Here is a 19532-nt window from a genome sequence, read left to right as displayed (position 1 = left end):
TCCGTCTATTCGATAGGAGGCGACTGAGGACTGGGAATGCAGATTCAGCATGCAACGGAAGATAAATCACCAGCCCCCAAAGCCCGCGCCTTGCCGCGGGCTATGGGGTAGGTCAGGCGCGTACGCCTTCTGGCAGCGGCAACGCCAGCAGGCGTTCGTCGAGCAGGCCAAGGCCCTCCTGGAACAGTTGGTTGCTGCGCTCCGTCTCACCCAGGCCGGCGAGCAGGCGCGCCAGTTCGGCGCAGGCCTCGGGGTTGCGCTCCATGCGCAGGCTGCTTTCCAGGTAATCGCGCGCCTTGCCCCACAGACGGTTCTGCAGGCTGAGGCGGCCAAGGGTGAGCAACAGGCTGGCATCTTGCGGGTGGTCTTTGAGCCAGCCCTCGGCGGTTTGCAACTGGCGCACCGGGTCATCGCCACGCACCAGGCCATACAGGCGAGCCAGATGGCTTTCGTAGTTCCGCTTGAGAGCCGTACGCAATGCCTGTTCGGCATCGCTCTCGGCACCTACCTGGCGTAGCTGTTCAGCGTACGCCAGCACGAGTTGCGGCTCCTGGCGCTGGGCGGCAGTCAGTTGCTGCCAGGCGCGCTCCAGGGCCTGCCGTGCACTTTGCGCGTCCTCGCCACGGGTTGTGGCCAGGCTCAGGTTCTGGCCCCAGGCGCGCTGCTCGAGGGCAGCAAGCTCGGCGGCCGGTAGAACCTTGCCTTTGCGCAGGTCGGGCAACAGGCGAATCAAGGCGGACCAATCACCGCGCTCCAGGTACAGGCGCTGCAACAGCCGCAGGACCTGGCTGTTGTGCGGGTGGCGCTCCTGCATGGCCAGCAAGGTCTCCAGCGCGCCATCGCTTTCACCCCGGTCCATCTGCAGTTGGGCATGGGTCAGGGCAATGGCCAGTTCTGCCTGTGGCTGGCGCTCCAGGGCACGCTCCAGCAAGTTGTCGCTGTCTTGGCTGCGACCTTGCTCGTTGGCGGCATGCGCTGCACCGAGGTAGTACAGCAAGGGATGGCGCTCGGCCTCCGCGGCACGGTGCAAATGGCGCTGGGCGCTGGCCCAGCGACCCTCGGCCAGGTCGAGCTGGCCCTGTTCGATTGCCAAGCGAATACGCCGGCGACGGTTGCGCCGCGACCAAGGGTTGACCACGCCGCTGGAGGTCAGCAACAGCCCCACCAGGTAGCGCAGCAACCACAACACCAGAACGACCGCCAGCAGCCCACCCAACGCCGCCCACAGCCCCGATTGATAACGGAAACCACCGTAGGAAACCAGTACGTAACCGCTGTGCTTGGCGACGGCGACACCCAGCGCAGCAGCGACCACGATGGCCAGTACGGCCAGCAGGTAGACTCGCTTCATGGCTTGCCCCCCTCGGCCTCGGCCGGCAGATGGCGGCGCTGAATGTAGGCCTGAACGGCTGCCAGGCTTTCGCTGAGGTCAGGGGTGACCACCGACACCGGCTGCTCGGCCAAGGCATTCAGGCTGTCGAGCATGGCCTTGCTTTGCGGGTTGTCGGCATTGAAGTTGGCCAGCAGCACGCTGCGGGCATCATCCAGCGCCTGGGTATAGACCTTCGCGTCGCCATTGAGCGCCGCCCACTGGGCCTGCTCGATGGTCAGGCTCAATGCCAGGCGCAACTGGTTGAGTTGCTGCCCGGCCAGCAATGGGCGCACGTTTTCGTCGGCATTGAAGTCAACCTGGAAATACTTGGAGATTTCCGCCCACCACTGCGACAGGCGGCTGACACCGTCGCCATCGGCGGTCAAGGCGCCGAGGGCATCGGCATTACTGTCGAACTCCGGTGACTGCGCGCTCAGTTGCTGGACCAAGTCACGCTGCGCAGCCAGCTTCAGGAACAGGCCCGTGCGGTCTGGTTGCTGGGTGCTGTTGAGCTTGGCCAGGCTGCGGTTCAGTTGCTCGCGGGCGGCAAAGGCACCTGGGTCGCTCTGCTCGCGTAGGATCTCGTCGGCACCTTCGACCAGGGCCTTGGCGCTGGTGATGTCCTGCAAGGCCGACAGGCGCAGGGTAGCCAGGCGCAGCAGGTGCTCGGCTTCTGCCAGGCGCCACTCCTTGCGGCTTTCGCCGAGCACGGTTTCCAGGCGCTGGCTGAGGCGCTGCTGGTCGCCCTGCAACTGCGCTACCAGCCGCCGGCGGTCTTCCAGTTCGCTGGCGGCTGGCAGGCTGGCCAGTTGCGCACTGATCTGCTGCTCACGCTGTTGCAAGGCCTCGGCGCGCTGGTTAAGCGCCTCGATGTGCTGGCCCTGGTCGAACTCGCTGCCTTGCAGTTGACGCACCTGCCAGGCCCCCCAGCCACCTACCGCCACCCCGGCCGCGCCGAGCAGCAAGGCCAGCGCAGCAAGGCCATTGCCGGAGCGCTTGGCAGGCGGGGTGGTAACGGGATCCGCCGGCGTTTGCGCCGACGGCTGATCGTTATTGGACAAGACAGTCTCGCTCACGTATCCATCCTTTGCATGGGGGCGCATCGCGTTCAGCTTAGCGCCTTAAGAGGCAGGTGCAGTGCAAGACTGCACAGCTGCCAGCAAGGCCGCGGCACTGGCGCCACGGCAATCCACAACCTGTTGGGCCCCAGCGGCCCTGGCCTGCCCGGCTACCCGCGGGCTCGGCACGAACAACGGCAACCGGGCCAGCTGTGGCCAATCGGCGCCAGCCAGTTGCTGCAAATGTTCCAAACCCTGCCCACTGCTGACCACCAGGCCATTGAGGCGTTCCGCTTCGATGCGGCGCATCAGCGTGCCTGCGGGGTAAACCGGCAGGCAGCGACGATACAGTTCCAGATAATCGACACTAGCACCTTGCTCTGCAAGACGCTCTGCCAGCAGTTCGCGACCTCCAACGCCGCGAACGATCAATACCCGCGCTGCTGGCACGGCAACCGCCTGGCGCAGTGCCGGCAGCATCAGCAGTGCTTCGCTGTCGTCGCCACGCGGCGGGCAACTCACCCTCAGACCCGCCTGCTGCAATACTGCGGCAGTGGCCTCGCCTACGGTGAACCAGCCTTGAACGGGCGGCTGCAGGCTGGCGTTGGCCAACTGTTCAAGCAACAGCCGTGCAGCTGGCTTGCTGACCACGATGATCGCCTGGAAGCCACCAAGGCCCTGCAGCAACGCGCGCTGCCCAGCCTGGATTTGCACGGGTTCGATCTCCAGCAACGGCAGGCAGTGGCTGGCCACCCCCGCTGCCGCCAGGCTTTGCGCCAGCGCCGCACAGTCCTCGGCAGGCCGGGTCAGCAACAGGCGCCATTGGCTCACGGGTGGCCGGCCTCGCCATAGACCTCTTTGAGGATGGCCTCGGCACCCTGCCCCAGCAGATGTTCGGCGACCTCTACACCAAGGGCCTCGGCAGTTGCACGGGGGGCCCGGGCATCGGCCACCAACAGGGTGCCGCCACTCGGTTGGCCGACCAGGCCGCGCAACCACAGTTGGTCGCCTTCCAGCACCGCGTAGCAAGCGATCGGCACCTGACAACCGCCGTTCAGGCGCTTGTTCATGGCGCGTTCGGCCACCACCCGGTCAGCCGTGTCATGGTGGTGCAGCGGCGCCAGCAAGGCATGGATCGCGTGGTCGGCGCTACGGCATTCGATGCCTACCGCCCCCTGGCCACCGGCAGGCAGGCTGTCGTCGACACTGATGGTGGCGGTGATACGTTCTTCGAAACCGAGGCGGATAAGGCCGGCGGCCGCGAGGATGATGGCGTCGTATTCGCCGGCATCGAGCTTGGCCAGGCGGGTGTTGACGTTGCCGCGCAGGAAGCGGATCTGCAGGTCGGGGCGACGCGCCAGCAGTTGGGCCTGGCGGCGCAGGCTGGAGGTGCCGACCACGCTGCCGGCAGGCAGCGCTTCAAGGCTGGCAAAATGGTTGGAGACAAAGGCGTCGCGCGGGTCTTCACGCTCGCAGATGCAGTACAGGCCCAACCCCTCGGGGAAGTCCATGGGCACATCCTTCATCGAATGCACGGCGATGTCGGCTTCGTTGTCCAGCAGGGCGGTTTCCAGCTCCTTGACGAACAACCCCTTGCCACCGATTTTTGCCAGCGGGGCGTCGAGCAGCTTGTCCCCGCGGCTGACCATGGGCACCAGGGTCACCAGCAGCCCAGGGTGGGCCTGCTCGAGGCGGGCTTTGACGTATTCGGCCTGCCACAGGGCCAAGGCGCTTTTACGGGTGGCAATGCGGATTTCGCGAGTGGACATGAAACGCCCCGATCCAGAGAAATGCCGTGGATCATAACAGCATCGCAAGGATCGCTAGCAGATGTGGATCAGCTAAGGGCCCCTTCAGGGCTGCCCTGCACCCTGACGGTGATGCCGACCTGCCGGCCAGCAAGGGCCCAGCCCTTGCCATGCGGGCACCGGTTCAGAGGGCCTGCATCATCTTGCGCACACCGGCCACATGACGCCGGCTTACGGTAAGGGCATCGCCGTTCAGGCCTTTGAGGAACAGTTGGAAGTGGCCCAGGGGCGTGCGCTGAAGGCGTTCGATGCGTTCCCGGGCAACCAAGGCATTGCGGTGAATACGTACAAAGCGGTCGCCAAACTCGTCTTCCAGCGCCTTGAGGGGCTCGTCGAGCAGTACTTCCCCACCTTCGTGGCGCAAGGTCACGTACTTGTGGTCGGCAATGAAGTAGACCACCTGGTCCAACGGAATCAGCTCGATACCTTTGCGGGTGCGGGCGCTGATATGACTGCGCGGGCCACCGCCTTCATTGGCCGGCCGCGTCAGTGCCGCCAGTTGCGCCCGGTTGGGTTTATCGGCCTTGCGCAGTGCATCCCGCAGCGCTTGAGGGTGAACGGGCTTGGCGACATGGCTGAGGGTACTGTCCTTGAATGCCTCGGCACTGTATTGGTCATCCCCGGTGCAAAACACCACCGCCGGCGGCGCCTCGCGCTCGCACAGGCGGGCCGCGACCTGCAAGCCGTCCAGGCCTGGCATGGCGATGTCCAGCAGCACCACGTCGGGCTTGAGGCTGTCGATCAGGGTCAGGGCCTCTTCCCCGTTGGTAGCGCTGGGCTCCAACACGGTGTAACCCTCCAGTTCGCCGAGCAGCCGGCTAAGGCGGTCACGGCCTTGGGGTTCGTCATCAACGATCAGGACATTCATAATTGCGCTGGATTCCTGAATGAGTCTCGCACAGGTATAGCGTAGACAGGTGTGGTTCGAGCGACACTGCGGTCACGCTCTAGACCGGTGCGATGGCCAAAGATTCACTCGGCCGGCAGATTCACTGCCAGTCTTCTGTCCAACTGTAGACGGTCCGTGGAACACTGCCGTTCATTCCTTCAAATCATTCACTGCCATTTTCCGGGCATTTCTGTCGACCGGCGCCCTGCGGCAGCCGTCTCAACCCTGTTATTATCGGCGCCACTTTTTCGTTCACGCCTGCAATGAGTGAATCCATGAGCACCGACAAGACCAATCAGTCCTGGGGCGGCCGCTTCAGTGAGCCCGTCGACGCCTTCGTCGCCCGCTTCACCGCCTCGGTCGATTTCGACAAGCGCCTGTACCGCCACGACATCATGGGTTCGATCGCCCATGCCACCATGCTGGCGCAAGTCGGCGTGCTCAGCGATGCCGAGCGCGACACCATCATCGATGGTTTGAAAACCATCCAGGCCGAGATCGAGGCCGGCAACTTCGACTGGCGCGTCGACCTTGAAGACGTGCACATGAACATCGAGGCACGCCTGACCGACCGCATTGGCATCACCGGCAAGAAGCTGCACACCGGCCGTAGCCGCAACGACCAGGTGGCAACCGATATCCGCCTGTGGCTGCGCGATGAAATAGACCTGATCCTGGCCGAAATCACCCGCCTGCAGCAGGGCCTGCTGGAGCAGGCCGAGCGCGAAGCCGAAACCATCATGCCGGGCTTCACCCACCTGCAGACCGCGCAGCCGGTCACTTTCGGCCACCACCTGCTGGCCTGGTTCGAAATGCTCAGCCGCGACTACGAGCGCCTGGTCGATTGCCGCAAGCGCACCAACCGCATGCCGCTGGGCAGCGCCGCACTGGCCGGTACCACCTACCCGATCGACCGCGAACTGACCTGCAAGCTGCTGGGCTTCGAGGCCGTGGGCGGCAACTCGCTGGACGGCGTTTCGGACCGTGACTTCGCCATCGAGTTCTGCGCTGCAGCCAGCGTGGCGATGATGCACCTTTCGCGCTTCTCCGAAGAGCTGGTGCTGTGGACCAGCGCGCAGTTCCAGTTCATCGACCTGCCGGACCGCTTCTGCACCGGCAGCTCGATCATGCCGCAGAAAAAGAACCCCGACGTGCCAGAGCTGGTACGTGGCAAGACCGGCCGCGTGTTCGGCGCCTTGACCGGCCTGCTGACCCTGATGAAAGGCCAGCCGCTGGCCTACAACAAGGACAACCAGGAAGACAAGGAGCCGCTGTTCGACGCTGCCGATACCCTGCGCGACTCGCTGCGTGCCTTTGCCGACATGATCCCGGCGATCAAGCCCAAGCACGCCATCATGCGTGAAGCGGCGCTGCGTGGCTTCTCTACGGCTACCGACCTGGCCGACTACCTGGTACGCCGTGGCCTGCCGTTCCGCGACTGCCACGAAATCGTTGGCCATGCGGTGAAGTATGGGGTGGATACCGGCAAGGACCTGGCCGAGATGAGCCTGGACGAACTGCGCCAGTTCAGCGACCAGATCGAGCAGGATGTGTTTGCCGTACTGACCCTGGAAGGGTCGGTGAATGCGCGTGACCATATTGGTGGTACGGCGCCGGCGCAGGTGCGGGCTGCCGTTGTTCGTGGCAAAGCCCTGTTGGCGTCTCGCTAAGCCTCAAGGCGAGGGCTTCGCCCTCGTTCGCGGGCCCGCCCGCTCCCAAAGTGGGAGCGGGCGTGCCCACGAAGGGCTCAACACCAGGCTCAGCGCTTACCGCTGCGAATCATCTCCATGAAGGCCGGCATCGCTGCCTCCTTGTCTGCCACGATCCGCGCCATGTGCGGGTTCTCACCCATCAGCTGGAGCAACGCCTTGGCTTGCGGAAAGTCCGCCAGCAGGTCGATGTTCAGCACCTTCTTACCCACCGCATAAGCCAGATCGACCGAGAAGCAGAACATCAGGTCTGCCAGCGTCAGTTGCTCACCCGCTACATACGGCGCAAAGCGCCCGTTACGCTTGAGCGTGGCGAAGCCGGCCAGCAGGTCGGTACGTGCCTTATCCTTGACCAGTGGCTCTACCGCCATGCCAAAGAAGGACTCGGCGTAGCAGGTACGGGCTGGCAGCTCGATGTACAGTTCAATTTCCTTGAGCAACTCGCGTACCTTGGCCTGCTGGAACGGGTCGGCCGGCAGCAGCGCCTTGCCGCCCTGAGTCTGCTCGATGTAGTCGAGGATCACGCTGGTTTCGCTGAGAAAACCGTGTTCGGTTTCCAGCACCGGCACCTTGCCCCGCGGGCTCACTTCCAGCGCCTTTGGCGCCTGGCCGCCGTAAAAGGTGACCTCTTCGAAAGGCAGGCCTTTTTCCAGCAGCGCCAGCTTGACCATGTTGTAGTAGTTGCTGACCGAGAATCCATGAAGCTTGAGCATGAGGTAACAGCCTCCGGGCCGTAAGGGGTTTGGCTCGGCTTTTATAGACCGTAAGCCTGTTCCTGACCAGCGTCATGCACCTCGTCTATGACCGGGCATTGCCGCTACAGGCGTGGCACACTGTGCATCCCACCACAGGAGTACCGCCAATGAGCGAGCCCACCGACATCGACAATGACGACGAAGCCTTCGCCGAGGCAACGCTGACCCAAGCCATCGAGAACCAGATCGAAAGCGGCGAGCCGCCGGCGGCCAAGGCCACTTTCAACAAGCTGACCCTGGTTGGTTGGGAACGTGAAGACATTCTCAACGTGATGGCCCATGTGCTGGCCTACGAGATTGACAACATGCTGGCAGAAGACCGCGCGTTCAACGGCGAGTGGTACGAAAAAGCCCTGCGTGCGCTGCCCCAGCTGCCACCTGAGATGGATCAAGGCGAGGACGAATAACCCGGCTACACTCGAAGATCAGGCACCGTAGAAAGTGCCGTAATCCTTGTCTGGAAGTCAGGAGTTACCATGCCTTTTACCCCCGATCTTATTGATGAAATGGAAGTACTCGCGCTGTTCAAGCACGACAGCAGCCAGGAAGGCATCAAGATAACCAGCACTGCATCCCCCGCCCTGATCGCCGCTGCGCAGCGCCTGCATGAAAAGGGGCTGACCGATCAACCGGATGGCGGCTACCTGACCAGCCTGGGTCATGACGCGGTTGAAAGTGTGCAGTTGCTGCAGAACATTCTCAAGGCGCCACAGCCGGCCTGAGTGCCCTTCGCGGTCAAGTGTGTAGGAGCGGCCTTGTGTCGCGGTCGGGCCGCAGAGCGGCCCCGACAATTTGTGCAGCGCTGCCGAAATCCTGGGGCCGCTTTGCGGCCCGATCGCGACACAAGGCCGCTCCTACAGGGGGACGGCGCAAGGTTTTAGTTAGCAGTTGCCCTGCGCTTCTCTGCCAGGCGCGAGCGCCCGTACAGCAAGATGATCGCCAGCAAGGCCACCGCCTGCGCCGACAGCGAGTAGGCGTCGGCATGTATCCCCAACCAGTCGAACTCGAAGAACGCTACCGGGCGCGTGCCCAGCACCCCGGCTTCTTGCAGCGCCTTCACGCCGTGCCCGGCGAACACCACTGACAACGTGCACAGCAGTGCCGCATTGATGCTGAAGAACAGCGTCAGGGGCAGCTTGGCCGAACCGCGCAATATCACCCAAGCCAGGCCCACCAGCAGCACCAGCGCCGTGGCGCCGCCTGCCAGCACCGCCTGGTGCCCGGCAGGGCCCGCCTGCAGCCACAAGGTTTCATAGAACAGGATCACTTCGAACAACTCGCGGTACACCGAGAAGAACGCCAGCACCGCGAAGCCAAAGCGCCCGCCACCGCTGACCAGGCTGTTCTTGATGTAGTCCGTCCACGCAGCGGCGTGGCGTCGGTCGTGCATCCATACCCCAAGCCACAGCACCATCACGGCCGCAAACAGCGCCGTGCAACCCTCCAGCAACTCACGCTGGGCACCGCCGACATTGATCACATAGGCCGCCAGCGCCCAGGTAGCGAAGCCAGCGACCAGCGCCAGGCCCCAGCCGATGTTGACACTGCGTACCGCTGACTGCTGGCCGGTGTTGCGCAGGAACGCCAGGATCGCCGCCAGCACCAGAATCGCCTCAAGGCCTTCACGCAACAGAATCAGCAGGCCTGAGATATAACTCAGCGACCAACTCAGGCCATTGCTACCCAGCAGCTTTGCCGCTTGCTCAAGCTTGACCTTGGCTTCGCCCAGGCGCTGCTCGACTTGGGCCACGGGCAGGCCATCCTGCAAGGATTGGCGGTAAGCCATCAGCGTCTTTTCAGTGGCCTTGCGCGCCTGGGTATCGATGTTGTCCAGGGAGCTTTCTACCAGCTCGAAGCCCTCAAGATAGGCCGCAACCGACAGGTCATAAGCCTGGTCGCGGTCGCCTGCGCGGTACGCGGCCAGGCTTTTGTCGAGCGTACTGGCGGTGTATTCGAGCAATTGCGCAGGGCCACGCTTGACCTGCGGCGGCTGGGCACGCTGGGCGCGGAATGCTTCCACGGCCGCGGTACCTTCGTTGGCGGCGATTTCGGCTGGGGTCTGGCGGGCCAGGTCGGCGATGTTCCAGGTTTTGTCGCCTTTGCCGGCTTCCGGCTTGGCGGTGAAGCTGGCGATGTAGGCCGCCACGTCCCAGCGCTGGCGGTCGTCCAGCTGGTCGGCAAAGGACGGCATCTCGGTGCCGTCGATGCCCAGGGCAAGGGTGTTGTAGAGGTCGAACAGGCTCAACTGGTCAAGGCGCGCGACGTCGCGCAGGTTGGCTGGCGCGGGCTCCAGGCCGACGCCTGCCGGGCCATCGCCCGCGCCGCTTTCACCGTGGCAGATGGCACAGTTTTGTGCGTACAGGGCAGCACCACGGGCCGGGTCCGGGGTGATTATCGGGGCTTGGCTCACCTCATAAGCCACCGCAAGGCGTGCGCCCAGTTGCCGGGCCTGCCTGGATACCGCTGGGCCGTCCAGACGCTGGTCGATGGCCTGGCGCAGCGCTTGCACGCCCTGCGCCAGTGCCGCGTGCTCGGCATTTGCAGGCAGGCCTTTGACCAGTTCGGCCAGTACCGCGCCGAACTCGCGCTGCTCGTCGTATTCGCCGCTGTCGACCACCTTGCCGTCACTCACGGTTGGCGGGTAGTCGGCACCAATGTAGTCAAGCAGGTGCAGCGCCTTGGTAGCCTCGGCAGGTGCTTCAGCCTGTGCCGCAGCGCTGCACAGCGCCAGCACCGTGCCGAGCAATAAAGCCGGCAGCCAGGCAAGCGGACGGGAACGGGTTTTCATGGCCAGTCTCGAAGGGAATGCGAAAGAGAACATTGTTCACTTCCACTTTGCTTCACTCAAGGGTGCTGGGCGGATTTCATGAAAAATCTTGGTACAAATAAGACGAAGCGGGAGAGCACGGTACGTATGGGGAAATTCTGTGTTTCCTGGCAATGACATCAGGGTTGCCAGGTGCTCGTCACTGCATCTTCAGCGCCTGTGAGGTCGAGCGCCGCCCGCGCGGCGCATCGCCAGCTGCTCTCGCTCGTCGGGCAGGGTAGAGCTACCGCTATCGCGGATATGTGCCCACCGCCGATCAATGTAGGAGTGGCTTTAGCCACGAATACGGTGGTGGCTGCAACGGTGAATACCCAGAAGATATTGGCCAGCAGGCCCGGCCCCTTCGCGGGTGAACCCGCTCCTACGTTTCGGGCCAATTATTCCTGTGGGATTTGCGCGCGAATGCCTTGAGCTTGATATCGCGTCGTATGAACCAGGCGATCGCGCGCGCCTCCCCCAGGCCTCACTGGCCCGAAACAAACGTAGGATTGTGGCAAACACCTGTCAGCCCTGATGCGATCCCGGTGCGGGCTTGCCTGCGATGGGCTGCACAGCGGCCCCAGGTGCCTGAAAGCTATTGAAGAACCTTTTTCAGCCCGAGCTCAATATCATCAATCAGCGCCTTGGCCATCTCACTGAGTATCCGCGCTGCACTGCCAGCAATACGGTCGTTTTCCATTTCCGCTTCGGTGGTCAGGTGGCGGATACAGCCGAGCAATACCGATAGCTGCGAAAAGGCATGGCTGAACGGCACGTTGGGCTGCAGGCGGAACAGGTCGAAGGTTTCCACCCCTGCGGTTGCAGAATCTCTCGGATCATTGCTCATGTCGCCACTCCCTGATCTCGGTGGGTCGCATGTGTGTGTGTTCACACACGGCGTTGATCAGACGGCAGAGCAATCGAATATTCATGCCCATGGCATTGCGCATATCGCCAGGAGGGTTGTGGATTGAACTGCTCTCCTCCTTGTCTCACGAAGTTGGCTGGCAGTCGTGCACGGTGTGAGACCCGGGACATACGGTAACCCCGGCCAGGCCGAAGCCTGTCCGCACACGACCGCCACAAAGCGGTGCTACCGAATGAAAACCGGGTGTCTCACGCCCGATCGCCTTTCGAGGCGACCCCACGACAGTAGTCCGGGAACACCTCCCAGCCGAGACAGCACCTTCCGACAGGTGCTGTAGGATAATTCGACAGAGCATCCAAACTGAAGCATTTGGTTTCAAGTTCGGAAATGTCTTACGGACGCGAGCGGATAAGGTTGGGCCTGACCACCTAACAGCTAATTCAATGAGCCGATAAATGACCAATACTTCCTGCTCTTCGCTAACGCCTCTTGCCTGATGCTTTGGGCATTTTCGCTGTTCCGAAAGATTTCATAGAGTTCATGGGATTGGCCGGGAGAGAAACCCTGCGCGCTAGCTTTGGACGACCAAGTATCATAGAGGTCATTCCCTATCGCGGGGCGCGCGACATCCTCTGAGAACATCGCAAACGCTTGCTGCTTGGTGAGAAATTGTGTTTCACCATGTATCCCTGCATTGAGTTTAGAGCGGACACGGACTCCATGAAAACCCGCATCTGTACCGTTGAAAACTTGGGGCTTAGTTTTAAAAAGCCTCGCAAACTCTCTGGCTGCCCCAAGTAAATTATCGGGTGGAAGAACTATGGAATTACGAACGATGTCGCCTAGCACGCGAGGGTGACGCACAGTCATCCTCTGTATATTATCGATAACTCTTGATCGGTTTTGCTTGATCGAAGCGGTTATCAAGGTTCCCCTATAACGCTCCGCTAGCCCAGCAGCGCGTGTATCTAAGGACTGCTTAGCGCCAGGCGCATTACGATACACTACATTAAGCTGCGCGCTAATTCGCCAGCGATGAATTTTCTGTGTCATGGCGGGGGTAAACGAGTAGCCACTTGGGTCTATGCGATTAACTGGATCACCGGCACAATAGGCATAAAAATTCAATCCACCTATTGAAAATGGGGAGTAGGGATCAGGGCTCAAAAAACGCATCAAACTGGGGGAGAATGAACGAACGCCTCTACCAAGAATGTAGAGCCCTGAACGGTCACTTCGATGCTCCCCATTGAATCCGAGCACAGTATTAAAACTTTTAGACGGTGCGTATCCATAGGGTGAATAACTCACCACAGCGGCAGGCAGGTAATTCCAATAGATATTCATAGTGCCGGCAAAAAATCCTTTGTTTCATCAAATCCTATGGCGGCACGCGCCGAGCGTCTACTAGCAAAAATTACAGTTTTTCATGCAACTGCAGTGACGGCTTACCCGCCTCTTTCCACCCTCCACCCAACGCCAGAAACACCCCAATCTGCCCCAATGTCACCTGGCTTTTCGCCGCAGCCAGCTGCGCACGCATATCGGTATATGTCCGCGTTGCCTGCAAGTCCGCCAGGAACGACTCACGCCCGGCCTGGTAGTACCGGTGCGTCTGGTCAGCCGCATCCTTGGCCGACTTCTCTGCCTCGGCCAGCGCATCACGCCGGTCCAGCAGGGCACTGTACTGCGCCAGGCGAGTCTGGGTCTCGCGGATGGCGTTCAGTACCACGCCGTCGAAATTCGCCAAGGCTGCTTGCGTAGAGGCTTCAGCCATGCGAATGCGGGCGCGTGTGCCGTTGGTGGGGATGCTCCAGCTGATCTGCGGGCCGAAACCCCAGCGGTTGGTCGACGGCTCTCCAAGGTTTTCCAGAATACCAATCGTGCCCACCTGGGCACCGATGCTGATGTCCGGGTACAGCGCGCCGGTAGCAACCCCGATAGAGGCAGTTGCTGCGGCCAGCTGGCGTTCGGCCTGGCGTACGTCGGGGCGGCGTTTGAGCAACGCAGCACCGTCACCCACCGGCACCAACTGGTTCAGGTGCGGCAGCTCGGCACAATCGGCGGTGCCGGCGGGCAACTGGTCTACCGGTTTGGCCAATAACGCAGCCAAGGTGTACAGGCCGGTTTCACGCTCGGCCTTGAAGCGCGGCAGTTCGGCGCGCAAGGACTTGAACTGGGTCTGCGAGCGGGTGACCTGGGTTTCATCGCCACGACCTGCATCACGCAAGCGCTGGTTAAGCTTTACGCTTTGCTCCTGCAAGTCGAGCGACTGGCGGGCGATGTGGTATTCCTCGTTGGCCGAGCACACTTGGGTATACGCCTTGACCACGTCGGCCACCAAGGTGATGCGGGCGGTATCGGCAGCAGCCTGCACCGCGTCTGCATTGGCCTTTGCAGCCTCGGTGCCACGCTTGAACGTGCCCCACAGGTCGAACTGATACGAAGCGCTGATGATGGCCTCGCCAATGTTGGCCACCGGCACCTTCTCAGGCTGCAGGAAAGCTTCGCCAGACTCCTGCAAGCGCTGGGCACCCAGTTTGACGCCGCCGTTGAAGCCACCTTGCGACTCGGCCACTTCGACCTGGGCGCGGGCCTTGGCGATGTTGGCCGCGGCTACGCGCAGCTCGGTATTGGCACTCAGGGCCTGGCGCACCAGCTCGTTCAGCCGTTGATCCTGATACAGCTGCCACCAGTCCTCGGGCACCGGCGCCGAAACCACGCTGTCGGCATCCTGGCGCAGCGGGCCATTGAGGTCGCTGCGTTGCATCGCCGCGTCCTTCGGCACCTCATAGTCGGGGCCGACCATCATGCAGGCCCCCAGCGACAGGCACAGGCCAGCCAGGATGAGCTGTTTCATGGGTGCTGGCCCTCGATGATCGACACCGTGGCGGTACGCCCGGCGATCATGCGGAAGTCCTCTGGCACTTCGTCAAACGCGATGCGCACCGGAATACGCTGGGCCAGGCGCACCCAGCTGAACGCCGGGTTGATGTTTGGCAGCAGGTTGGCGCCGCTGCTGCGGTCGCGGTCTTCGATACCGGCGGCAAAGCTCTGCACATGGCCGCGCAGGCGGGTGTTGTCGCCCATCACGCGGATATCCACGGCATCGCCGATATGGATGCCGCCAAGCTTGGTTTCTTCGAAGTAGCCGTCGACGTGGTACGAGGCACTGTCGACCACCGACAGCACCGGGCGGCCGGCGGTGACGAATTCGTGGTTACGCGGCGCACGGTCGTTCAGGTAGCCATCTACCGGGCTGCGTACCACCGAGCGGTCGAGGTTGAGCTGGGCGGTATCGACCGCCACCTGTGCCTCGCTGACGGCCGAGCGGGCGCGGGCCACGCGGGACTGGCTTTCCTCCAGTTGCTCGGCCGCCACCAGGTTGCCCAGCTTGCGGTTGCGCTGCGCTTCGCGGGAGGCCTGGGCCAGGGTTTCCTGGCGCTCGCCGAGGGTGGCCTTGGCCTGGCGCAGGGCCAGGGTGAAGCGGTCCTGGTCGATGGTGAACAGCACGTCGCCGCGCTTGACGGTCTGGTTGTCGTGCACCTCGACTTTCTGAATCAAGCCCGACACATCGGGGGCGATCTGGATCACGTCGGCGCGGATATGGCCGTCGCGCGTCCAGGGCGCAAACATGTAGTAGACGACCATCTGCCATACGAGCACGGCGGCGAACGTCACTACCAGCAAGGTCAGGACCACACGGCCCAGGGTCAGCAAAGGTTTTTTCATGGCAGCATCAGGTTTCGGCAAAAGTGGTCCACCGCGCCAAGCAGCACGGCATACAGGGCAACGTTGAACAACGCCCGGTGCCAGACCAGGCGGTAGAAATGCATGCGCACCAGCACCGCGTGCAACCCAAGGAACAGCAGGTAGGTGCCAAGCATCATCACCAACAGCGTGGGTAGGAACACCCCGCTGATATCCAGTTCACCAATCACAGGGGCGCTCCGTCGAGGCCGGCAGGCAGTTGCAGTTGTTCGGCGGGTTCGAGCATCACCTCCACACCTGGCAGCAGGGCAAGGCGCAGGCCGCTCAGCGCATGCAGCAGATGGGTGCGGGCATCGCCACGCTCGTACAGTTCATCCAGGTTCAGTGCCAGCCGCGCCCGCTCCATGTTGCGCAGCAGCGCGGCCGGCGCGTGCAGCCGCTGGCCAGCATGCAGGCAGGCGGCGTAGTGCGCACCCACCTCGGTAACCACGGTGTTGAGGCGGTCACGGGCTTGCTGACCAGCGCGCGGCAGATAGGCCAGCAAGTCGAGCAGGTTCAACCCCACACGCAGGTCACGCAGCGCTACACCGCTGTCCTGGCCCGTTTGCGAAAGGCGCGGCAGGTGCTGCATCAGGCGGTCTAGCATCTGTACGCCAAGCTTGCGGTGTTCGGCCAGGGTCGCCGGCTCGGTCATTTCGACAATGTCGCGCCAGGCGAAGCGGGTCATGCGCTTGGCAGCCAGCTCTACCCCAAAGGGGCGCATGACCAACGTCCAGATGAAGGCGAACAGCAGGCCGACAGGGCCGGCCAGGTTGGAATTCAGGAAGGTGAAGAAGTCGGCATCATAGGCGCCCTGGATGCTGATGAAAGTCGAGGTGTTGACGATGGTCAGCAACGTGCCCAGGTAAAAACGCGGTTGCACGGTCAGGGTGCCGACGCAGATGAACGGCACGGCAAAGGCCAGCACCAGCATCGGGAAGTCGTGCAGGTTGGGCAGCACCAGGAACAGGTACAGGCTGGAGAAGATCACCGACAGCAAGGTCCAGAAGAAGAACCGGTAGATCTGCGGTGCCGGGTCGTCCATGGCCGCGAAGAAACTGCACGACACGGCCGCGAGAATTACCGCGCTGGCGCCGTCGTTCCAGCCCAGGCCAATCCACAGGCCACAAGCGACGATGATCGCCAGCACCGTGGTGGCCACCGAGTACAGCATCAGGCCACGGTCGAAGAACGGTGTCAGGCGGCCCAGGCGCCAGTGCCGGTACACGGCCCGCCAGGGCGTGGCATCGTCGGTGCGCAGGGCATGTTGCAAGGTGCAGCAGTCCTGCCACAGGTCGGCCCATTCGGTCAGCCGGTACAGGGCGTTGGATAACAGCAGCTCGGCGCGCTGGTCGAGCATGGCGGCAGCGGGCTGCAGGCGCTCGATCTGCTGGTGCAGCGCAGCCCAGCGGGCGACAGAAGCGCTGGCGGCAGTCCCTTGCAGCCATTCGCGAGCGCTGGCGAGCACAGGCTGCAACTGGGCGAACTGGGCCGGGGCGCGGCCCTCCAGTGCAACCAGCGCATCATCGAGCGCATCGATGACCGGCAGCAGGTGAATCATCCGCCCACGCAGCTCACGGGCGTTTTTCAGGGTGTGCGGTCCAGCCCCTTCGTGGCCGAGCTGGCCGATCATCAGCTCCAGCGAGTTGAAGGTGGTGACCATCGCCCCGCGCATGCCGCCGACCTTGTCGGTGCTGCCAGCGCGGGCCAGGTAGGTATCGCTGTAGTTAAGGGCCTCGGTAAACCAGTTGCCGGTGGCGCCGACCACCACTGGGGCCAGCCGACGAGGCCAGAAAATGGCGCCAACGACGGCTGCGCAGACGATGCCCAGGCAGATTTCCTGGGCGCGGGAAGACGCGACGTCAAACACCGCCAGGGGGTTATCCACAACCGCCAGTGCGATCATCGGCAAGGTATAGCCGGCCAGCATCAGCATGTAGTTGTTGGCCGTGCGCAGGTTCAGCGAAAGGAACAGCAGGGTGCCGGTCCACAGGGCGATGGCAATGCTCAGCAGCAACGGCGACTGTACCAGCGGTGGCACCAGAAGAACCGCCCCCCCGGCACCGAGCAAGGTGCCCACGGCACGGTACAGCGCCTTGGAGCTGGTTGGGCCAACGAAGGGGCTGGAAACGATGTACACCGTGGCCATGGCCCAGTAGGGCCGCGGCAACTGCATGAGCAGGGCAATGTACAGGGCGATCATCGAGGCCGCGAAGGTGCGCACACCGTAGAACCAGTCCCGCGCCGGGGGGACCGAGCTGAAGAAGCCGTTCATGCCACCCCGCCTGCACCGCCCAGGCCGGCAGCCTCGAAGGCGCGCAGCACGCGCAAGGCGGCTTCCAGGTCAGCCTGATCGATGCCTTGCAGCACATCCCTGCGCACGCGCACCAGTTCGGCTTCGATGGCTTCGGCCAAGCGGCGGCCTTCAGCGGTGAGGCTCAGGGCCTTGGCGCGACGGTCGAGGGGGTCTTCACTGCGGCAGACCAGGCCAGCCTTACACAGTTGGTCGAGCAGGCGTACCAGTGACGGGCTTTCCAGGCCGGCTGCCTGGGCCACCGCCACCTGATGCACACCGTCGCCGAGGCGCACGATCATCAGCAGCGGCGCAGCGCAGGCCTCGGAGATACCGTAACCGGTCAACGCGCAATGGCAGATGCGCCGCCAATGGCGAGCCGCAACTACCATGCCACTGCTGACCTGCAGGCGCAGAAGATCAAGGGACATGAACAGTATCCAGGTATATTCATAGTTTGCTAACTATCAATATACGCTCGTACCTCCCCCTGTCGTCAACAGCGGGTGACGAGGGGTATGGGTGAATGGTTGTGCATGCTGGAGGGTGTATTGCCTGTGCTGGCGCTATCGCCGGCAAGCCGGCTCCCACAGGTATTGCAAACATATTGCAGCCTGTGGTCGCCTGTGCGAGCGGGGGAATCAGGGGTGTATCTGGTCTTCCAGCTTCATGGTCAGGGCGAGTGTGCTGCCCATCTGCAAGGCGCGGTCGCGCCACTGCAGGTAGCGCACGCTGTCACGGCTGCTGAAATGCACCGCCAGCTCTTCGGCCGCCTGTACCACCCCTGCGGCTGCCGCCAGTTCCAGCCAGTACAATGCAGCCTTGATGTCGGGTTCCACGTACAACCCGTGCATCAAGCGATAACCCACCTCGAAGCGGCAACGCGCTTCGCCACGCTCGGCCCCGCGCATGAACCACTGGTAGGCCTGCACCAGGTCTACCTGCCATTGCTGCTCGCCATCGCACACTTCTTCTTCATACAGGTCACCCAGTGCCGCCGCGGCATGCAGCATGCCGCGCTCGAAGGCCTGCCGGTAGCAATCCGCCGCCTGGGCATAGGAGGGGTCGACACCCTTGCCGAAGTAATGCTGCTGCCCAAGGTTGAACCACGCAGCAGCATTGCCCTGCAGCGCCGCCATGCGCAACAGGTGCCCGGCCAACACGGTATCAGCGCGCCAATACTTGCCGTTGAGCCAGATCCAGCCCAGGTCGTTGAGTGCCGCTACGCTACCTTGCAATGCCTGGCGGCGCAGGTCGGCGTAAACCGCCTGCAGGTCACTGGCTTCGTCCAGGCGGTTGATCAGCAGCGAGCGCTGGCTGGGCAAGCCTACCCCGGCGAACAACCGATGCCGCCTGCCGGCCGGTGCCGGGGCGGCGATGACCCGTTCGGGCAAAAGGCGGGCAAGCAGCGAATGGATATTGCTGGCAGCAGACATGTTCATCCTCATTGAACGACGCACAACCCCAACCTTCGGCTGTGATGAGGCGTGATTCTGCGTGATGTCACGTCAAAACCTGTCGCGAACGATTCGGCACCAGGCAACCAAATGCGACTTACTTGATCTGAGCAGGGCGTGGCCAATTGCCATGCCCCTCGCCTGCCGCCATGCTATGACGGCAAGCCTAGACAAGGACGTTATCTTTTGCCGTTCGCCACCACTCGCGCCACCCTCAGCCGCCAATGGGCGCTGCTGCGTCAGCTACCCAGTCGCTCCCCGGGCATTACCAGCGCCGAGCTGGTGTGGCGCCTGCGCGACGTGGGCTTCACTGTCAGCAAGCGTACCGTTGAACGCGACCTGAATGAGCTTTCGTTGATTTTTCCGCTGGAGCGCAATGACAAGAGCATACCGTTCGGCTGGCACTGGGCGGCCAGTGCCGTGGGCGAACTGCGCGGTAATTTCGACTTGTTGAGCCACTTGCGCGGCGATGCACTGCAACCGGCCCAGGGGGAGGGCGTGGAGTTGGTGGCGTGGATCAGCGATGCATTGGCGCGGCAGTTACGCGAGGCGCCGCTGAGCAGCGACATGCAGCTGACGGCGCTGGAGCATGGGCACCGGCTGCGAGCCACGGTCAGCGATGGCTGGCCGCTGCGCTGGTGGCTGTTGAGCCAGGGGGACGGGGTGGTGGTGGAGCAGCCGATGGGGTTGCGCGAGGAGATTGGCAAAACCTTGAGCAATGCGGCTGCGCAGTACCAGAATCGCTAGCCTGCGCCGGGGCTGAATCA

Annotated in this window: 19 protein-coding genes; 4 read left to right on the top strand and 15 right to left on the bottom strand. The window is 62.9% G+C overall.

Going from position 1 to position 19532, the window contains the following annotated elements; all coding sequences use genetic code 11:
* Positions 1 to 112 precede the first annotated feature (112 nt).
* From K4A76_RS00790 to K4A76_RS00770, 5 genes are all read right to left on the bottom strand, one after another.
* Entirely contained in the window at positions 113 to 1351 is a 1239-nt protein-coding gene (locus K4A76_RS00790) for a heme biosynthesis HemY N-terminal domain-containing protein (protein ID WP_274411341.1), read from the bottom strand.
* On the bottom strand, positions 1348 to 2448 hold the full coding sequence (locus tag K4A76_RS00785) for a uroporphyrinogen-III C-methyltransferase (RefSeq protein ID WP_274411340.1): 1101 nt from the start codon (positions 2446 to 2448) through the stop codon (positions 1348 to 1350). Before K4A76_RS00785 ends, K4A76_RS00790 begins: the two co-directional genes overlap by 4 nt.
* Positions 2449 to 2493: 45 nt before the next feature.
* Positions 2494 to 3261, bottom strand: a complete 768-nt coding sequence (locus tag K4A76_RS00780; RefSeq protein ID WP_029887269.1) for a uroporphyrinogen-III synthase — start codon at positions 3259 to 3261, stop codon at positions 2494 to 2496.
* Positions 3258 to 4199, bottom strand: coding sequence for a hydroxymethylbilane synthase (gene hemC, locus K4A76_RS00775; protein WP_274411339.1), 942 nt, complete (start codon positions 4197 to 4199; stop codon positions 3258 to 3260). Before hemC ends, K4A76_RS00780 begins: the two co-directional genes overlap by 4 nt.
* A 163-nt stretch (positions 4200 to 4362) precedes the next feature.
* Entirely contained in the window at positions 4363 to 5106 is a 744-nt protein-coding gene (locus K4A76_RS00770; protein ID WP_054912030.1) for a LytR/AlgR family response regulator transcription factor, read from the bottom strand.
* Positions 5107 to 5402: 296 nt separating this feature from the next.
* Between K4A76_RS00770 and argH the strand changes: the two genes are divergently transcribed.
* A complete protein-coding gene (argH, locus tag K4A76_RS00765; RefSeq protein ID WP_029887272.1) occupies positions 5403 to 6797 on the top strand; it encodes an argininosuccinate lyase in 1395 nt (464 codons plus the stop codon).
* Positions 6798 to 6886: 89 nt separating this feature from the next.
* On the opposite strand, the gene K4A76_RS00760 is transcribed toward argH, so the two are convergent.
* Positions 6887 to 7549, bottom strand: a complete 663-nt coding sequence (locus tag K4A76_RS00760) for a glutathione S-transferase (RefSeq protein ID WP_009682192.1) — start codon at positions 7547 to 7549, stop codon at positions 6887 to 6889.
* A gap of 149 nt (positions 7550 to 7698) precedes the next feature.
* Here K4A76_RS00760 and K4A76_RS00755 point away from each other — a divergent pair, with 149 nt between their 5' ends.
* A complete protein-coding gene (locus tag K4A76_RS00755) occupies positions 7699 to 7998 on the top strand; it encodes a hypothetical protein (RefSeq protein ID WP_274411338.1) in 300 nt (99 codons plus the stop codon).
* Positions 7999 to 8067: 69 nt separating this feature from the next.
* Complete coding sequence (locus K4A76_RS00750; protein WP_003255900.1) at positions 8068 to 8313, top strand: TIGR02647 family protein; 246 nt, start codon at positions 8068 to 8070, stop codon at positions 8311 to 8313.
* Between the two features lie 155 nt (positions 8314 to 8468).
* Here the strand turns inward: K4A76_RS00750 and K4A76_RS00745 are convergent, their stop codons facing one another.
* The 9 genes from K4A76_RS00745 to K4A76_RS00705 form a co-directional block, all read right to left on the bottom strand.
* Entirely contained in the window at positions 8469 to 10412 is a 1944-nt protein-coding gene (locus tag K4A76_RS00745) for a cytochrome c/FTR1 family iron permease (RefSeq protein ID WP_274411337.1), read from the bottom strand.
* Between the two features lie 580 nt (positions 10413 to 10992).
* Positions 10993 to 11244 (bottom strand): DUF3077 domain-containing protein, encoded by a 252-nt coding sequence (locus K4A76_RS00740; RefSeq protein WP_274411336.1) that lies wholly within the window; start codon positions 11242 to 11244, stop codon positions 10993 to 10995.
* A gap of 456 nt (positions 11245 to 11700) precedes the next feature.
* On the bottom strand, positions 11701 to 12612 hold the full coding sequence (locus K4A76_RS00735; protein ID WP_274411335.1) for an RHS repeat-associated core domain-containing protein: 912 nt from the start codon (positions 12610 to 12612) through the stop codon (positions 11701 to 11703).
* Between the two features lie 70 nt (positions 12613 to 12682).
* Entirely contained in the window at positions 12683 to 14125 is a 1443-nt protein-coding gene (locus tag K4A76_RS00730; RefSeq protein ID WP_274411334.1) for an efflux transporter outer membrane subunit, read from the bottom strand.
* Complete coding sequence (locus K4A76_RS00725; protein WP_274411333.1) at positions 14122 to 14997, bottom strand: efflux RND transporter periplasmic adaptor subunit; 876 nt, start codon at positions 14995 to 14997, stop codon at positions 14122 to 14124. Before K4A76_RS00725 ends, K4A76_RS00730 begins: the two co-directional genes overlap by 4 nt.
* A complete protein-coding gene (locus K4A76_RS00720) occupies positions 14994 to 15206 on the bottom strand; it encodes a DUF1656 domain-containing protein (protein ID WP_009682394.1) in 213 nt (70 codons plus the stop codon). The genes K4A76_RS00725 and K4A76_RS00720 overlap by 4 nt, the downstream gene beginning before the upstream one ends.
* Complete coding sequence (locus K4A76_RS00715; RefSeq protein WP_274411332.1) at positions 15203 to 17290, bottom strand: FUSC family protein; 2088 nt, start codon at positions 17288 to 17290, stop codon at positions 15203 to 15205. The genes K4A76_RS00720 and K4A76_RS00715 overlap by 4 nt, the downstream gene beginning before the upstream one ends.
* Entirely contained in the window at positions 17287 to 17739 is a 453-nt protein-coding gene (locus tag K4A76_RS00710; protein ID WP_182390264.1) for a MarR family winged helix-turn-helix transcriptional regulator, read from the bottom strand. Before K4A76_RS00710 ends, K4A76_RS00715 begins: the two co-directional genes overlap by 4 nt.
* Positions 17740 to 17949: 210 nt before the next feature.
* Entirely contained in the window at positions 17950 to 18744 is a 795-nt protein-coding gene (locus tag K4A76_RS00705) for a tetratricopeptide repeat protein (RefSeq protein ID WP_110678977.1), read from the bottom strand.
* A gap of 207 nt (positions 18745 to 18951) precedes the next feature.
* Between K4A76_RS00705 and K4A76_RS00700 the strand changes: the two genes are divergently transcribed.
* Positions 18952 to 19512 carry a WYL domain-containing protein gene (locus tag K4A76_RS00700; protein WP_054912039.1) on the top strand — a complete coding sequence of 187 codons (561 nt, stop codon included), beginning with the start codon at positions 18952 to 18954 and terminating at the stop codon, positions 19510 to 19512.
* The last annotated feature ends 20 nt before the right edge of the window (positions 19513 to 19532 follow it).

The sequence above is a fragment of the Pseudomonas sp. NEEL19 genome, from assembly GCF_028751975.1.
Classification (GTDB): Bacteria; Pseudomonadota; Gammaproteobacteria; order Pseudomonadales; family Pseudomonadaceae; genus Aquipseudomonas; species Aquipseudomonas juntendi.
The sequence above is the reverse complement of the archived record's forward strand: the minus strand, read 5'-3'. Positions and strand labels throughout refer to the sequence as shown.

Bases quoted from the DNA above. Each gene is read 5' to 3' on its own strand.
- K4A76_RS00790 (WP_274411341.1), bottom strand. From the start codon at position 1,351: ATGAAGCGAGTCTACCTGCTGGCCGTACTGGCCATCGTGGTCGCTGCT.
- hemC (WP_274411339.1), bottom strand. From the start codon at position 4,199: ATGTCCACTCGCGAAATCCGCATTGCCACCCGTAAAAGCGCCTTGGCC.
- K4A76_RS00770 (WP_054912030.1), bottom strand. From the start codon at position 5,106: ATGAATGTCCTGATCGTTGATGACGAACCCCAAGGCCGTGACCGCCTT.
- argH (WP_029887272.1), top strand. From the start codon at position 5,403: ATGAGCACCGACAAGACCAATCAGTCCTGGGGCGGCCGCTTCAGTGAG.
- K4A76_RS00760 (WP_009682192.1), bottom strand. From the start codon at position 7,549: ATGCTCAAGCTTCATGGATTCTCGGTCAGCAACTACTACAACATGGTC.
- K4A76_RS00755 (WP_274411338.1), top strand. From the start codon at position 7,699: ATGAGCGAGCCCACCGACATCGACAATGACGACGAAGCCTTCGCCGAG.
- K4A76_RS00750 (WP_003255900.1), top strand. From the start codon at position 8,068: ATGCCTTTTACCCCCGATCTTATTGATGAAATGGAAGTACTCGCGCTG.
- K4A76_RS00745 (WP_274411337.1), bottom strand. From the start codon at position 10,412: ATGTTCTCTTTCGCATTCCCTTCGAGACTGGCCATGAAAACCCGTTCC.
- K4A76_RS00740 (WP_274411336.1), bottom strand. From the start codon at position 11,244: ATGAGCAATGATCCGAGAGATTCTGCAACCGCAGGGGTGGAAACCTTC.
- K4A76_RS00735 (WP_274411335.1), bottom strand. From the start codon at position 12,612: ATGAATATCTATTGGAATTACCTGCCTGCCGCTGTGGTGAGTTATTCA.
- K4A76_RS00730 (WP_274411334.1), bottom strand. From the start codon at position 14,125: ATGAAACAGCTCATCCTGGCTGGCCTGTGCCTGTCGCTGGGGGCCTGC.
- K4A76_RS00725 (WP_274411333.1), bottom strand. From the start codon at position 14,997: ATGAAAAAACCTTTGCTGACCCTGGGCCGTGTGGTCCTGACCTTGCTG.
- K4A76_RS00715 (WP_274411332.1), bottom strand. From the start codon at position 17,290: ATGAACGGCTTCTTCAGCTCGGTCCCCCCGGCGCGGGACTGGTTCTAC.
- K4A76_RS00710 (WP_182390264.1), bottom strand. From the start codon at position 17,739: ATGTCCCTTGATCTTCTGCGCCTGCAGGTCAGCAGTGGCATGGTAGTT.
- K4A76_RS00705 (WP_110678977.1), bottom strand. From the start codon at position 18,744: ATGTCTGCTGCCAGCAATATCCATTCGCTGCTTGCCCGCCTTTTGCCC.